Consider the following 12,916-nt stretch of genomic DNA (forward strand, 5'->3'; position numbering starts at 1 on the left):
GATGCGCGAGTTGTACGACATCGAGCGCGTGGTGCCGCATCGCGGCACGATGCGCCTGGTCGACCGCTTGCTCGACTGGGACGAAGACACCGTGGCCGTCGAGCTGCGCGTGCCAGAAGAGGGGCCGTTCAGCCATGCCGAAGGCGTACCGGCCTGGGTCGGCGTGGAATACATGGCGCAGACCATCGCGGCCTGGGCCGGCTGCCATGCACGCGCCTCCGGGCGCGAACCGTCGATCGGCTTCCTGCTGGGCACCCGCCGCTACGAGAGCCGGACCTCATGGTTCCGTGCCGGCACCGTACTGCGGGTGGAGGCGATCCGCGAGCTGCTGGGCGACAATGGGCTGGGCATGTTCCGCTGCCGCATCCTGGGGGAGGGCGAGGAACTGGCAACTGCCAACGTGTCGGTGTTCGAACCACCGGACGCGATGGCGTATCTGGAGAGTACGCAGGAATGAGTGCAGACAAGACGATCCTGGTCACCGGGGGGAGCCGGGGCATCGGGAAGGCGATCGCGTTGCGACTGGCGCAGGACGGCTTCGACGTCGTCGTGCATTGCCGCAGCCGCGTGGATGAGGCGGAGGCCGTCGCCGGCCAGATCCGCGAGCTGGGCCGCGGCGCGCGCGTGCTCGCGTTCGACGTGGCAGACCGCGCCGCCGCCGCGCAGGCGCTCGATGCCGACATCGGCGCGCACGGTACCTACCATGGCATCGTGTGCAACGCCGGCATCGCGCGCGACACCGCGTTTCCGGCGATGAGCGGTGAGGACTGGGATGCCGTGCTGCGCACCAACCTTGATGGTTTCTACAACATCCTCAACCCGCTGGTCATGCCGATGGTGCGGCGGCGCAAGCCCGGCCGCATCGTCACGCTGTCGTCGGTGTCCGGCCTGGTGGGCAACCGCGGGCAGGTGAACTACAGCGCGGCCAAGGCCGGGATCATCGGTGCGACCAAGGCGCTGGCGCTGGAACTGGCCAGCCGCGAGATCACCGTGAACTGCGTGGCGCCGGGCCTGATCGACACCGAGATGGTCAGCGGCGAGGTCGTCGACGAGGCCTTGAAGATGATCCCGATGAAGCGGGTCGGCAAGCCGGAAGAAGTGGCGGCGGTGGTGTCGTTCCTGATGTCGCCGCAGGCGTCGTACGTCACCCGGCAGGTGATCTCGGTCAACGGAGGACTGATCGGATGAATCGCAACGATCGACGCGTGGTGGTCACCGGCGCCGGCACCATCAGCCCGCTCGGCCACGACTGGCCCAGCGTGCACCTTCGCCTGCGCGAATGCCGCAACGCCGTGCGCCACATGGACGACTGGGCGAAGTACGAGGGGCTGAACACCCGGCTGGCCGCACCCGCCGAGGATTTCGAACTGCCGGCGCACTACAACCGCAAGACCACGCGCAGCATGGGTCGCGTGGCGCTCATGTCGGTGCGCGCGACCGAACTGGCACTGGAACAGGCCGGGTTGCTCGGGCATCCGCTACTCAAGAGCGGCAGGATGGGCGTGTCGTACGGCTCGTCCGCGGGCAGCCACGAGGCCGTCGGCGATTTCGGCCGTATGCTCAACGAGTACACGACCGAAGGCATCAACGCGACCACCTACCTGAAGATGATGAGCCACACCGCGCCGGTGAACATCGGCGTGTTCTTCGGCCTGACCGGACGTGTGTACACCACGTCCAGCGCCTGCACCTCCGGCAGCCAAGGCGTCGGCTGCGCCTACGAGGCCGTGCGCAGCGGCAAGCAGGTGGCGATGATCGCCGGGGGCGCCGAGCAGCTGGATGCCACGGCGGCCGCGGTGTTCGACACCCTGTTCGCCACCAGCGTGCGCAACGATCAGCCGGAACTGACGCCGCGCCCGTTCGATGCCAACCGTGACGGCCTGGTGCTGGGCGAGGGTGCCTGCACACTGGTGCTGGAGGACCTGGAGCATGCGCAGGCCCGCGGCGCGACCATCCTGGCGGAGATCGTCGGCTACGGCACCAACAGCGACGGCCAGCACGTCACCCAGCCCAGCGCCGACACGATGGCGCAGGCGATGCGGCTGGCGCTGGAGGACGCAGGCCTGACGCCGGAGGCGATCGGCTACGTCAATGCGCACGGCACCGCCACCGACCACGGCGACGTTGCCGAAACAGCGGCGACTGCGGCGGTGTTCGGCAACCGCATGCCGATCAGTTCGTTGAAGAGCTACGTGGGCCACACGCTGGGTGCCTGCGGCGCGTACGAGTCGTGGATCACGCTGCAGATGATGCGCGAGGGCTGGTTCGCCCCCACATTGAACCTGGAGGAGCGCGACCCGCGTTGCGCCGACCTGGACTACATCACCGGCGATGGCCGCGAGCTGCGGACCGACTACGTGATGAACAACAACTTCGCTTTCGGTGGCATCAATACGTCGCTGATCTTCAAGCGCTGGTGAGCAGCGGCCGGGCAGGGGTGCCCGGCCGGAGTCTTTCACGACAACAGGGGACAAAATGAAGAAGCATTCCGTGTCATGGCTGCTCGCAGCCGTGTTCGCCGTTGCAAGCATGCCCGCATTCGCGGGCAAGCAGGATCCGATGCTGATCCCGGCCTATGAGCGTGTGGAATCCACCAACGGCATTCCCCCGACGGCGGCGCGCATCAAGGCCGCCATCATCCATGCGGGGAAGGCGCGTGGCTGGACGGTGGCCGACAGTGAACCCGGCAAGGTCACCCTGCGCTATGCGCCGCGTACGCACGAGGTGATCGTGGCGGCGCGTTACGACGCCAACGGTTTCAAGATCGAGTACGTCTCCAGCAAAGAGATGAACTACGAAATCAAGCGGGGCACGCCGGAGATCCACGGCAACTACAACCGCTGGATCCGCAACCTCGCCATCGACATCCAGAACTCGCCGGTGTTCCACCAGCCCGATGCCGCGAGCACGGCGACGGCGCCGGAAGACGCGCCTTGAGCCGCGTGCTGATGCGCGTGTGGATGGCCCTGGCGCTGGCGACACCGCTGGCATCGGCCGTCGCCAGTGATGTCATCCGCACCAGTCCGACGATCACGCTGCGTGATGGCTACGCGGGGTATCCGGAGTTCATGAAGGAGTGCGACTGGGCGGAGGAACTGCCGGCGCACCTGGTCGAGTACTCGAAAGGACTGGTGGAACTGACGGACCAGGACCTGGATACAGTGCCTGGCCGTACCCTGCGCATCCGCATCATGCACATGCGCAGCGCGGAAGGCGGGGGCTTCTCCGGCCCCAAGTGGGCCGTGATCCGGGCCGATCTGTTCGAGGACGGCAAGCTGATCGGCCAGTTCCAGCCGTACCGCCGGACGATGACGATGTTCCGCGGTGGGTGCTCGTCGCTGAGCAAGATCAGCGACGCACTGGCCGCCGACACGGCGGCATGGCTGCGCCGCGGCGATTTCAGGGTGCAATTCTCGGATGAGCAGAACCACATCGAGATCGGCCCCGACGAGGACGTGCCGCCCATCCAGTGACCTGGAGCATGCCGCGATGGAAGATCCTGCGGTCCTCCACGCCACCCGAACATCCGGGTTGGCAAGCTTCACCCTTCAGCGGCCCGGCCGCCCATCCCCCAGGAGCTAGACCTTGAGACGACTTCTGACCACCGGCGTGACCTGCCTGATACTGGCCGCCGCCCCGGCGTTCGCCGCCGATACGCGCGTCGAACTGCCGCTGCAGGACCTGATCAACTCGCCCGAAGCGAAGGCCGCGGGCATCGATGGCAGCGTGCGTTTCTATCTTGCGGGGCAGAAGACGCCCGCCGTGGTGTCGCGCTTCGGCGAGGACGTCACCAACAAGAAGACCAACGGCGTGGGCAAGTCCGATGCCGAATCCTGCCGCTGGGTGGCGCTGTCCGCGCTGAAGGCCTTGCAGGAAGGTGCGAAGGACCGTGGTGCGAACGCGGTCATCGACATCGTCAGCTATTTCAAGAAGAAGGAATTCCGCAGCGCGACCAATTACGAATGCCATGCGGGCGGCATCATGAGCGGCGTCGCGTTCAAGGCGACCTACGCCAAGGTCAAGTAAGCGAACCGGCTTCCGTGCGGCCGCCCTCGGGCGGCCGCATGCGTTTCAGGGCTTCATGGCTGGTGCTGCGAATAGGTGGACGTGGTGCCGTCGTGATCGACCGCGAGCACGCGGTACGCCTCAGCGTCGACGCCCTCGACCTCCATGCCCGGCGACCCCATCGGCATGCCGGGCAGGACGAGGCCATGGACCCGTGGCCGTCCCTTCAGCAGCCGGCGGATATCGGACGCCGGCACATGGCCTTCCACCACGTAACCCTCGACTTCGGCGGTATGGCAGGACGCATGGTCCGGCGCGACGCCCAAGCGAAGCTTCACCACGCCCATGTCGGCCTCGATGCGGTCGTCCACCTCGAAGCCTACTTCTCGCAGATGTTCCACCCACAGGTGGCAACAGCCGCAATACGCATCGCGGTGCACGGTGATGCGCGGCAGGGTTTCGGTGGCCGTCGTCGCCGGTGCCGCCAGAGCTGCACTCATCGGTGAGGGAGCTGCCTGCGTGCACGCGGAGGCGAGCGCCGCGACCAGCACGGCCGAGGCGCTGCGGAGCAGGCGAGTGCGATATCGCATGACGTCCTCCATCAGAACCAGATCCTGACGCCTGCCACGACCCGGGTATCGCGGGCGGATTCACCCGCAACGCGGCGGTAGTCGGCGGTGTCGCCAAGGGCACGCTCGTGCACCACGCCGACGTAAGGCGCGAAGCGGCGACTGAACTCGTAGCGCAGGCGCAGGCCGGCTTCGACGCCGTTGGCGCCACGCCCGATGCCGTAGTGCGGATCATCCTTGGCGGCGATGTCGACTTCCACCAACGGCTGCAGCACCAGGCAATTGGTCAGGCGCAGCGTGTACTCGGCCTCGACATTCGCCGCGACCTGACCGTCGTCGGCAACATACGCCGTCGCCGAGACCTCGAACCGGTACGGCGCCATGCCCTGCACGCCGAACGCGGCCCAGTTGCGTGCATCGCCGGGCTTGAAGTCGTGGCGCATGCCCGCCACCACGTCCCACCACGGCGAGACGCTGCGACCGTACAGGACTTCGAGGTCAGCGCTCTCGGTGTGGCCGCCGACACGCTCGCCCTCGCTGCGCAACCACAGCCGGTCGGTATCGATGCCGAACCAGGCGATGCCTTCCCAGGCCTGGCCGGTGCCTTCATCCCCATCCCAGGCTTCCAGCCGGTTGAACGTCACCTTGTGGTTGAACGCAGGGGCATGCTGCATGGCGTGGTGGTCGATGGGCGGAAAGGCCGCGGCCAGATCCTCTGCAGTGATGACGGGAATCGGCTCCTTGGGCGAGACCGCGGTGGCTGCCATCATGGCCACATGGTCATGCGTGGCATCGGCGTCCTGCTCGGGCGCCTGGCTCGCAACCGGTGTCGGTGCTGCATGTTGCGCGTGATCATGGTGCTGTGCGAACGCGGGTGCCGCCACGCCTAGCAACATCGCAATGACGTAGGTGAGGCGTGGGGCAGGGGAGATGAAGGTCTTCATGCTTCGATCCTCACTTCCCGCATCATCCCGGCTTCCATGTGGTACAGCAGGTGGCAGTGGAACGCCCAGCGACCGAGCGCGTCGGCGCGCACGCGATAGCTGCGACGCGTACCGGGGGGCATATCGATGGTGTGCTTTCGCAGGTGGAAATCGCCGCCGGCGTTCTCCAGGTCGCTCCACACGCCGTGCAGGTGGATCGGGTGCTGCATCATCGTGTCGTTGACCAGCACGATGCGCATGCGCTCGCCGTACGTCAGTTTCAGGGGCTCGGCGCTGGCGAACGGAATGCCGTCGAACGACCAGGCGAATTTCTCCATGTGGCCGGTGAGGTGCAGTTCGACCGTGCGGCTCGGCTCGCGGCCATCCGGATCGTCGAACAGGCTGCGCATCGCACCGTACGTCAGCACCTGGCGTCCGTTGTCGCGCAGGCCGATGCCGGGATCGTCGAGCCTGGGCTCGCTGGCGGACGACTGCATGTCGACCAGCGGATTGCCGGTCTCGCTGGCGGGATGGTTCGGTGCGGTCGAGGCGGTGCCGTGGTCCATCGCGCCCATGTTCGCCCCGCATCCGCCTTCGCCCATCATCCCGCCGCAGCCGCCCTCCATGCCCTTGTGTGCGCCATGGCTTCCCATGTCGTGGGCCATGTCGGCCATCGTCAGCAGCGGGCGCGGATCGCGTGCCGGGATCGGCGCTTCCAGTCCATGGCGCAGGGCAAGCGTGCCGCGCGCATAGCCGGTGCGGCCCATGTCCTGCGCGAACAGGGTGAACGCGTCCTGTCCTGTCGGTTCGACGATCACGTCGAACGTCTCGGCCACGGCGATGCGGAACTCGTCGACGCTGACCGGATGGATGTACTGTCCGTCCGCCGCGACCACGGTCATCTTCAGGCCGGGAATGCGCACGTCGAAGTAGGTCATCGCGCTGCCGTTGATGAAGCGCAGCAGCACCTTCTCGCCCGGCTTGAACAGGCCCGTCCAGTTGCCGTCGGGCGCGGCGCCGTTCAGCAGGTAGGTGTAGGTGTGCGCGTTGATGTCGGAGATGTCGGTGGGCGTCATCCGCATGCGTCCCCACATGCCACGGTCCGCGATCGTGGCGCCGAGACCGTCGCGACGCGCGTCGCGCACGAAGTCCACCAGCGTGCGCTGGTAGTAGTTGTCGTGCTCCGGCATTTTCTTCGTCCGCCGGTACAGGGCAGCGGGATCCAGGTCGGTCCAATCCGACAGCAGCACGACATGCTCGCGGTCGTAGTGGTATGGCGCCGGTTCGCGCGGATCGATGATCAGCGCGCCATACAGGCCGGCCTGCTCCTGGAACAGCGAATGGCTGTGGTACCAGTAGGTACCGGACTGCTTCAGCTGGAAGCGGTACTGGAACGTTTCGCCCGGCGCGATGCCGTTGAAGCTCAGTCCCGGCACGCCATCCATGTTCGACGGTAGCAGGATGCCGTGCCAGTGGATCGAGGTCATGTCGCGCAACCGGTTGCTGACGCGCACGGTGACGGTGTCGCCTTCCCGCCAGCGCAGCGTGGGCGCGGGCAGGCTGTTGTTGACAGTGATCGCAGGCCGCGTGCGGCCGGTGATGTCGACCGGCATCGCGCCGATGTTCAGCGCGAAGTCGGTGCCGGTGACCAGTGACGCGCCGCCACGCCGCGCGGGCGTGCCGGCGGAGGCGGGCATGCGGGCCAGGCCGAGGCCCAGCGCGACGCCACCCGTGGCCAGTCCAGTCACGAACTGGCGGCGGGTAGGCCGGAACGCACCCAAGCGTCCGGGAGTGGAGTCATCGTGTTTCATTCAAAGCATCCTGTGCATCGTCGGTACGACCGACCGCAGTCGCGGGGGTGCCCGTCGTGATGATGGAGCCGGTGCGTGCAAGCGCCTCCGGCCATGCGGCAAGCCGCCGCTGTGCGGCCTCAGGCCGCCAGGATGGGAGGTCGGTGACGGTGCGACAGGCGCACGGAGGCATGGGCGTCGGCACGGTAGGCCGGTGCTTCCGCTGCCGGGTACAGGGGAGTTCCCACTGCGGCCAGCCAGGTCATCGCAGGCGCATGCTGGGTGCAGAAGCCATCGCAACTGCCGGCCTTGCAGCAGTCCGGCAGGCCCGGATCGATGTCGTGGTGGCCTGCCTTGGACGCATCCACGTCGTCCATCGGCATCGCCATGTCCATGCCTTCATGGCACGGCGGCGTGGCATCGCCAGCAGCCTCGACGGCCGCCGCCATGTCGCCCATCGCCATGCGGGTGGCGGCGTGCGCGTACGCCGTGCCGTTGAGCAGCAGCGCAAGGCAGAGCAGGGCACGGAGCAGGGCGGCGACGCGTGACATGGCGCCATCATACGCCATGACGCCGGACGTACCGTGGCGTAGGGAGAGGGCGGCAGGTGAGGCGGGCGTCCGCGATGCCAAGGCATGCGGCGACGCGATATCCTTGGCGCGTTCTTGAACACTCCGGACAACGTGGCGATCGCATGGCGGGCACGGTAATGACGAGCAAGGTGCCGGCGGGCGTTCCCACCGATTCCTCCCAGGATGTTTCGACTTCCACCCGCATCATCGTGGCGGATGTGGGCGGCACGTATGCACGGCTCGGGTGGATCGACGCCGACGGCGACAACGAGATCCACGAATACCGGCGCTACGACTGCGCGGAGCATCCGGACCTTGCCTCGATCCTGCACGACTACGCGGCCGGCACGCCGTGCGATGGTGCGGTCGTGGCCATCGCGGGCGTGCTCGAAGGCGACCGTCTGATCAATTCCAACCTGCCATGGGCGGTGTCGGTGGAACAGACACGCGCAGGTGCGGAACTGGCCTGGGTGCAGCTGATCAACGATTTCGAAGCGGTCGCCAATGCGGTGCCTACGCTGGCGCCCGACACGCTGTCGTCGCTGACGCCATCGACCGTGTCGACCACGTCGTCGCCGGCCCTGGTAATCGGTCCGGGTACCGGACTGGGCGCAGCGGTCTGGATCGAAGGCCAGCCGCCACGGGTGCTGCCGACGGAGGTCGGCCAGGCGTCACTGGCGGCCGGCAACGCGCTGGAGCTGGACATCGTGCGGCGGCTGCTGAAGGACCGGCCGTATCTGCACAACGAGCATGTGCTGTCCGGACCTGGTCTGATGAATCTTTACCGGTGCCTGTGCGAGCTTCGCGACGCGACGCCGGTGCATGCGGACGCCGGTGCGCTGGTCGCCGCCGCGGCGTCGGACGCGCTGGCCCGGGAAACGCTGGAGACGTTCTGCGGCTGGTTGGGCAGCGTGGTCGGCGATCTGGCGATCATCTTCGGCGCCCGCGTCGTCTACTTGGCCGGCGGCGTGACCGCGCACATCCCGCAGTTCCTGCACGACGGCCGCTTCCTGCAGCGCTACCTCAACAAGGGCGTGATGACCGAGCAACTGGAACGGGTGCCGGTGTGGCGAGTGGAGCACGGGCAGCTTGGGTTGCTGGGGGCGGTGGCCTGGTATCGGCAGAACACGAAAGATCGATGAGTTCCCCATATTGCCTCGGACATAATAGGCATTATGCGAAATGAGCCGTGGCACGTCCGGGCATGGCGTCGGCTGGCACAGTTCATGGCGGGATCGGTATATCTGTTACATCCCGGCCGGTAAATCTGTGACATTTCCCGATCTAGACCACTTCAGGAAATGTCACAGCTTTACTGGACGGCCCTGGTTCTCGCACGTCGCAGCCTGATGCCGCCCCGATTTGGAACGGATCCATGACCTCAAGTCCAGGCGTGCCTGACCCAACATCGATCTTAGCGATGGCCGCAGCACGGCGCACCGAGCTGTCCAGGAACTGGGCCACGGCAGAAGACCTTGGCGAGGGCGCTACCGAGATGCGGAAGTCTGGGCAGCTGCTCGGGGTGTATCTCACCGACCCCCAGCCCCACTACCGATTCCCCGCGTGGCAGTTTCAGCAAGACGGATGGCCCGTTGCTCACTTCTCAGAGATGCTGCGTATCATGCGGGACCACGGCGGCTACCTCGATAAGCACCGCTCGCCCACCGGCTGGAGTGAAGTCGAATGGTTTCTTACCCCGCATGTGCTTCTCAACGGGGAGTGTCCGGCCGAGGTGCTCGCACACGATCCGCAGGCTGTCCTTGAGGCGGCCCGCATTGAGTTCATTGAAGATGGCAATGCGGGTGGGTTCTAACTCACATATTCAGCTACTGCGTCCCGCTTCTACACTCCTGAGCCTTAAGAAGGCGCCGACAGCCGCCTGACCCATCGCAGCAGTTCCTCGTGCGGAATCGTCCGTCCGGCGTCGACGTCGGCCAAACCCTCGCGGGTCCGGCGATCCTTCTCTTCCTCGGTCAATTCCGGAAGTAGTGCTAGTAGCTTGTCTTCAGGGCTCATGGCACGGGTGAGCTGCGCTCAGGTGGGCGGGATTCTCGTGAACACGGGCAAGATCTGGGGATCCTCCAGGCCCGCCGGCAGCGGCTGCGAGACGTCGTGGACCGCCACGTCGATGATGACGTCCACCTCGGCGCACAAAGGCTGTATGGCGGTGGTCACCAGCCGCGCGGCCCGCTCGGCGAAGGCCAGCTCGACCACCAGCCAGATCAACAGCCCAGGCGGCTGTTCGGTGCCCGCTGACGCGTGCGTTTCCAACAGATACGCCGACGACACGAAGGTGGCGTGCTCGAGGCTGCGGCTAATGGCAGGAGCGAGCCAAGCCGGTGCGCCGATGGCAGGTCCCACCACGAACTCCGCCGGCGCCAGCCGTTCTACCCTGGCCAGAAAGCCCCTATCCAGCCACGTCGCGATTTCCTCCGGATAGAGGACAACGCCACCGTCGTTGGGATTGAGCATCAAGGTGGCCCCGCGCGTACCGGATAGCAGCTCACGGCCGGACACGCCCAGAATTTTGACCGCCGCCGAGCTGGCTACCTGCGCCTTGCCGAGCGAGGTAAAGAAAGGGATCGCATCGAACCCGTCAGGATGGCGGAACTGGACCAGCCGCGGTGTTCGCGCGTCGTCCGACACGGGTGCATGCACGTACACGATCGCATCCATGAGGGTCGGCAGGGATTCGTGAGAAAAACAGCCGAATCGGCTCTAACACCATGATTCAACGAGGAAACACCCCTCGACGTCAGGCAGTGCGTGGATTACAGACTTAGGCTTGATCGAACCAGAAGCCGCGTGACCCAGGCATTTCTGAAGTGCTGCTTAGGCACGCGTGCCCTTCTTGAATATTGGATTCAAGAGTTTCCACGCTCCTGACCCAACGGAAACCCTCAAGAAGGCTCCGACCATCGCCTGATCCATTGCAGTAGTTCCTCGTGCGGGATCGTACGTCCAGCGTCGACGTCGGCGATACCTTCGCGGGTCCGCCGATCCTTCTCTTCCTCGGTCAATTCCGGAAGGAGTGCTAGCAGTTTGTCTTCAGGGCTCATAGGCCGATGAGCTGCGCTCAAGTTGGCTTGATTCTCGTGAACATGGGCACGATCTGGGGATCATCCAGGCCCGCCGGCAAAGGCTGCGATACGTCGTGGACCGCCAAGTCGATGATGACGTCCAAATCTGAGCATAAGGGCTGTATGGCGGTGGTCACCAGACGAGCCGCCCGCTCGGCGAAAGCCAGGTCGACCACCAGCCAGATCAACAGACCGGGAGGCTGTTCGACGCCCCCCGACGAGTGAGTTTCCAGGAGATACGCCGACGAGACGAAGTCGGCGTGTTCAAGGCTGCCGCTGATGGCCGGAGCGAGCCAAGCCGGTGCGGCTTGGGCAGGTCCCACCGCGAACTCCGCCGGCTCCAGCCGTTCCACCCTGGCCAGAAAGCCCGTATCCAACAATGCCGCAACCTCTTCCGGGTAGAGGACAACGCCGTCGTCGTTGGGATTGAGCATCAACGTAGCGCCGCGAGTACCGGTTAGCAGCTCACGGCCTGGAACTCCCAGAATTCTGACAGCAGCCGAACTGGCCGCCTGCGCCTTGTCGAGCGAGGTAAAGAAGGGGATCGCATCGAAACCGTCAGGATGGCGGAACTGGACCAGCCGCAGTGTCCGCGCGTCATCCGAGACGGGCGCATGCACGTACACGATCGCATCCATCAGTCGCTTGAAGAATGCGCGTTCCTCGGCTGCGCTGTCGCGGGCCCGTTCAAAGGAAGCCTCCAGCGCTGCCTCTGCGGACGTAGTCCCTCTTGCACGCGGCCTGCTCGGTTGCTTCATAGTCAGATGCGATGAGGGCCAAGCGGGTATCCGGAGAACCAATCCGCCTCGATCTCGCTGCTCAGGTAGGGTCGTACGAAGGCCGACTGGGTCAGCGCTCGCAGCCGCTCTTCGTGCTCAGCAATCGCCTCGATGTCGCTGACGGTTGGATAGTGCCGCAGCAGTCGATATGCCTCTTGCCGCACCTCTTTGGGCACGGCTTGGCTGGCCGCTAGCTGCCGGAGGAACGCGCCCGCCTGCAACACATTGCGGGTGCGCTCAGATGGCGTCGTCATGACATCAAGAATGGCTGGAACTAAGGAATGCTTAGCTTATCGCGTCTGTGGCCGGCTAGCGCACGGTGCAACTACAGACCTTGCGATTTCCAAATTAATCCGGTATAATCAATAACTTACTTCGCATAACGTCGCTTATGTAAAACCGCAGCGTGGCCGTTTTGGTGAGTCTGGTGTCTGAATGGCTCCGCCCTCGATCGGTGTCTTGCTCACGTTGCGGCTAGCCCGCGCCGGACGCTCCAACCCTGATAGCCTTCAGTTCCGCGAGCATGATGGGCGCAGGCTTGGTAGGTTTTGAGGATGAACCCGGCACGCTTGAGGAGCACCGATGACGCTGCAAACGGATGACTCAGAGCGCGATCCTGCTCAGGCCAAGAAGAATGCCCAGGCGAATTTCGATCGAATGCTTACTGGCATTCCGATGGAAACCCAAGACAGAGAAGCCAGCTTGGCCAGTCGGCTGGCCGCCTTGCCTGGAAGCCCGATAAAAAAGCTGCGCGCCTTGCACAAGGAAATGGAGATCCTGTCCGCGGCGATGGCTCCATATGTCGCATGCAGTGCGGGCTGCTCGGCATGTTGCCACTACCCGGTGCACCTTTATCCCGTTGAGGCCGAGCTTATTGAGAAGCGCTCCTCGCATTCTCGATTGCCGAAGTCGCTTCCTAGCGCCGACTTCCATGGTTCGCCCTGCCCCTTTCTCATCCAGGAGCAATGTTCGATCTACGAGGACCGTCCAATGGTTTGCCGCCAGCATGTTGCGTTGACCAACACGGCGTTCTGGTGCGATCCGGTCAGATCGGGCGAGATCACTTTGCCGATGGCCCAACTCTCCAAAGTTCAAGAAGCTTTTCATGAGCTCGTAGCAAAAGATGGCCGCACGACTCCCATGGACATCAGACAGATCTTTGCAGTACCCGGCGAAAGCTCCTAGGCACGGGAGTGCC

16 protein-coding genes are annotated in these 12,916 nt (G+C 65.2%); 9 read left to right on the forward strand and 7 right to left on the reverse strand.

Going from position 1 to position 12,916, the window contains the following annotated elements:
• The first annotated feature begins 1 nt into the window (after position 1).
• The 6 genes from AC04MD_RS18120 to AC04MD_RS18145 all read left to right on the forward strand — a co-directional run bounded on the left by AC04MD_RS18120 (position 2) and on the right by AC04MD_RS18145 (position 4,026).
• The gene (locus AC04MD_RS18120; protein ID WP_475498658.1) at positions 2-457 is read left to right on the forward strand and encodes a hotdog family protein; all 456 of its coding nucleotides are present in this window, start codon (positions 2-4) and stop codon (positions 455-457) included.
• Positions 454-1,188, forward strand: a complete 735-nt coding sequence (gene fabG / locus AC04MD_RS18125; RefSeq protein ID WP_475498659.1) for a 3-oxoacyl-ACP reductase FabG — start codon at positions 454-456, stop codon at positions 1,186-1,188. Before AC04MD_RS18120 ends, fabG begins: the two co-directional genes overlap by 4 nt.
• On the forward strand, positions 1,185-2,420 hold the full coding sequence (locus AC04MD_RS18130; protein ID WP_475498660.1) for a beta-ketoacyl-ACP synthase: 1,236 nt from the start codon (positions 1,185-1,187) through the stop codon (positions 2,418-2,420). Before fabG ends, AC04MD_RS18130 begins: the two co-directional genes overlap by 4 nt.
• 55 nt (positions 2,421-2,475) lie before the next feature.
• A complete protein-coding gene (locus tag AC04MD_RS18135) occupies positions 2,476-2,937 on the forward strand; it encodes a hypothetical protein (protein ID WP_475498661.1) in 462 nt (153 codons plus the stop codon).
• Complete coding sequence (locus AC04MD_RS18140; protein WP_475498662.1) at positions 2,934-3,473, forward strand: hypothetical protein; 540 nt, start codon at positions 2,934-2,936, stop codon at positions 3,471-3,473. Before AC04MD_RS18135 ends, AC04MD_RS18140 begins: the two co-directional genes overlap by 4 nt.
• A gap of 112 nt (positions 3,474-3,585) precedes the next feature.
• Positions 3,586-4,026, forward strand: coding sequence for an excinuclease ATPase subunit (locus AC04MD_RS18145; RefSeq protein WP_475498663.1), 441 nt, complete (start codon positions 3,586-3,588; stop codon positions 4,024-4,026).
• Positions 4,027-4,079: 53 nt separating this feature from the next.
• On the opposite strand, the gene AC04MD_RS18150 is transcribed toward AC04MD_RS18145, so the two are convergent.
• The 4 genes from AC04MD_RS18150 to AC04MD_RS18165 all read right to left on the reverse strand — a co-directional run bounded on the left by AC04MD_RS18150 (position 4,080) and on the right by AC04MD_RS18165 (position 7,838).
• Positions 4,080-4,595, reverse strand: a complete 516-nt coding sequence (locus tag AC04MD_RS18150) for a DUF411 domain-containing protein (protein WP_475498664.1) — start codon at positions 4,593-4,595, stop codon at positions 4,080-4,082.
• Positions 4,596-4,606: 11 nt separating this feature from the next.
• Entirely contained in the window at positions 4,607-5,518 is a 912-nt protein-coding gene (locus AC04MD_RS18155) for a copper resistance protein B (protein ID WP_475498665.1), read from the reverse strand.
• A complete protein-coding gene (locus tag AC04MD_RS18160; RefSeq protein WP_475498666.1) occupies positions 5,515-7,308 on the reverse strand; it encodes a copper resistance system multicopper oxidase in 1,794 nt (597 codons plus the stop codon). Before AC04MD_RS18160 ends, AC04MD_RS18155 begins: the two co-directional genes overlap by 4 nt.
• 119 nt (positions 7,309-7,427) lie before the next feature.
• Positions 7,428-7,838, reverse strand: a complete 411-nt coding sequence (locus tag AC04MD_RS18165) for a CopL family metal-binding regulatory protein (RefSeq protein WP_475498667.1) — start codon at positions 7,836-7,838, stop codon at positions 7,428-7,430.
• Positions 7,839-7,996: 158 nt separating this feature from the next.
• Between AC04MD_RS18165 and AC04MD_RS18170 the strand changes: the two genes are divergently transcribed.
• Together AC04MD_RS18170 and AC04MD_RS18175 are read left to right on the forward strand one after the other, a co-directional pair.
• The gene (locus AC04MD_RS18170; protein ID WP_475498668.1) at positions 7,997-9,001 is read left to right on the forward strand and encodes a glucokinase; all 1,005 of its coding nucleotides are present in this window, start codon (positions 7,997-7,999) and stop codon (positions 8,999-9,001) included.
• A gap of 278 nt (positions 9,002-9,279) precedes the next feature.
• A complete protein-coding gene (locus tag AC04MD_RS18175; protein WP_448243861.1) occupies positions 9,280-9,672 on the forward strand; it encodes a hypothetical protein in 393 nt (130 codons plus the stop codon).
• Between the two features lie 221 nt (positions 9,673-9,893).
• On the opposite strand, the gene AC04MD_RS18180 is transcribed toward AC04MD_RS18175, so the two are convergent.
• The 3 genes from AC04MD_RS18180 to AC04MD_RS18190 form a co-directional block, all read right to left on the reverse strand.
• Entirely contained in the window at positions 9,894-10,535 is a 642-nt protein-coding gene (locus tag AC04MD_RS18180) for an SseB family protein (RefSeq protein WP_475498669.1), read from the reverse strand.
• Between the two features lie 400 nt (positions 10,536-10,935).
• A complete protein-coding gene (locus AC04MD_RS18185) occupies positions 10,936-11,697 on the reverse strand; it encodes an SseB family protein (RefSeq protein WP_475498670.1) in 762 nt (253 codons plus the stop codon).
• A 2-nt stretch (positions 11,698-11,699) separates the two neighbouring features.
• On the reverse strand, positions 11,700-11,972 hold the full coding sequence (locus AC04MD_RS18190; protein ID WP_046933515.1) for a BPSL0761 family protein: 273 nt from the start codon (positions 11,970-11,972) through the stop codon (positions 11,700-11,702).
• Positions 11,973-12,300: 328 nt separating this feature from the next.
• On the opposite strand from AC04MD_RS18190, the gene AC04MD_RS18195 reads away from it, so the two are divergent.
• Positions 12,301-12,903: a YkgJ family cysteine cluster protein gene (locus AC04MD_RS18195; RefSeq protein WP_052759651.1), complete on the forward strand. Its 603-nt coding sequence runs from the start codon at positions 12,301-12,303 to the stop codon at positions 12,901-12,903.
• Positions 12,904-12,916: the final 13 nt, after the last annotated feature.

Source organism: Pseudoxanthomonas sp. LjRoot206 (assembly GCF_056175725.1).

Bases quoted from the DNA above. Each gene is read 5' to 3' on its own strand.
- AC04MD_RS18120 (WP_475498658.1), top strand. From the start codon at position 2: ATGCGCGAGTTGTACGACATCGAGCGCGTGGTGCCGCATCGCGGCACG.
- fabG (WP_475498659.1), top strand. From the start codon at position 454: ATGAGTGCAGACAAGACGATCCTGGTCACCGGGGGGAGCCGGGGCATC.
- AC04MD_RS18130 (WP_475498660.1), top strand. From the start codon at position 1,185: ATGAATCGCAACGATCGACGCGTGGTGGTCACCGGCGCCGGCACCATC.
- AC04MD_RS18135 (WP_475498661.1), top strand. From the start codon at position 2,476: ATGAAGAAGCATTCCGTGTCATGGCTGCTCGCAGCCGTGTTCGCCGTT.
- AC04MD_RS18150 (WP_475498664.1), bottom strand. From the start codon at position 4,595: ATGCGATATCGCACTCGCCTGCTCCGCAGCGCCTCGGCCGTGCTGGTC.
- AC04MD_RS18155 (WP_475498665.1), bottom strand. From the start codon at position 5,518: ATGAAGACCTTCATCTCCCCTGCCCCACGCCTCACCTACGTCATTGCG.
- AC04MD_RS18160 (WP_475498666.1), bottom strand. From the start codon at position 7,308: ATGAAACACGATGACTCCACTCCCGGACGCTTGGGTGCGTTCCGGCCT.
- AC04MD_RS18165 (WP_475498667.1), bottom strand. From the start codon at position 7,838: ATGTCACGCGTCGCCGCCCTGCTCCGTGCCCTGCTCTGCCTTGCGCTG.
- AC04MD_RS18170 (WP_475498668.1), top strand. From the start codon at position 7,997: ATGACGAGCAAGGTGCCGGCGGGCGTTCCCACCGATTCCTCCCAGGAT.
- AC04MD_RS18175 (WP_448243861.1), top strand. From the start codon at position 9,280: ATGGCCGCAGCACGGCGCACCGAGCTGTCCAGGAACTGGGCCACGGCA.
- AC04MD_RS18180 (WP_475498669.1), bottom strand. From the start codon at position 10,535: ATGGATGCGATCGTGTACGTGCATGCACCCGTGTCGGACGACGCGCGA.
- AC04MD_RS18185 (WP_475498670.1), bottom strand. From the start codon at position 11,697: ATGAAGCAACCGAGCAGGCCGCGTGCAAGAGGGACTACGTCCGCAGAG.
- AC04MD_RS18190 (WP_046933515.1), bottom strand. From the start codon at position 11,972: ATGACGACGCCATCTGAGCGCACCCGCAATGTGTTGCAGGCGGGCGCG.
- AC04MD_RS18195 (WP_052759651.1), top strand. From the start codon at position 12,301: ATGACGCTGCAAACGGATGACTCAGAGCGCGATCCTGCTCAGGCCAAG.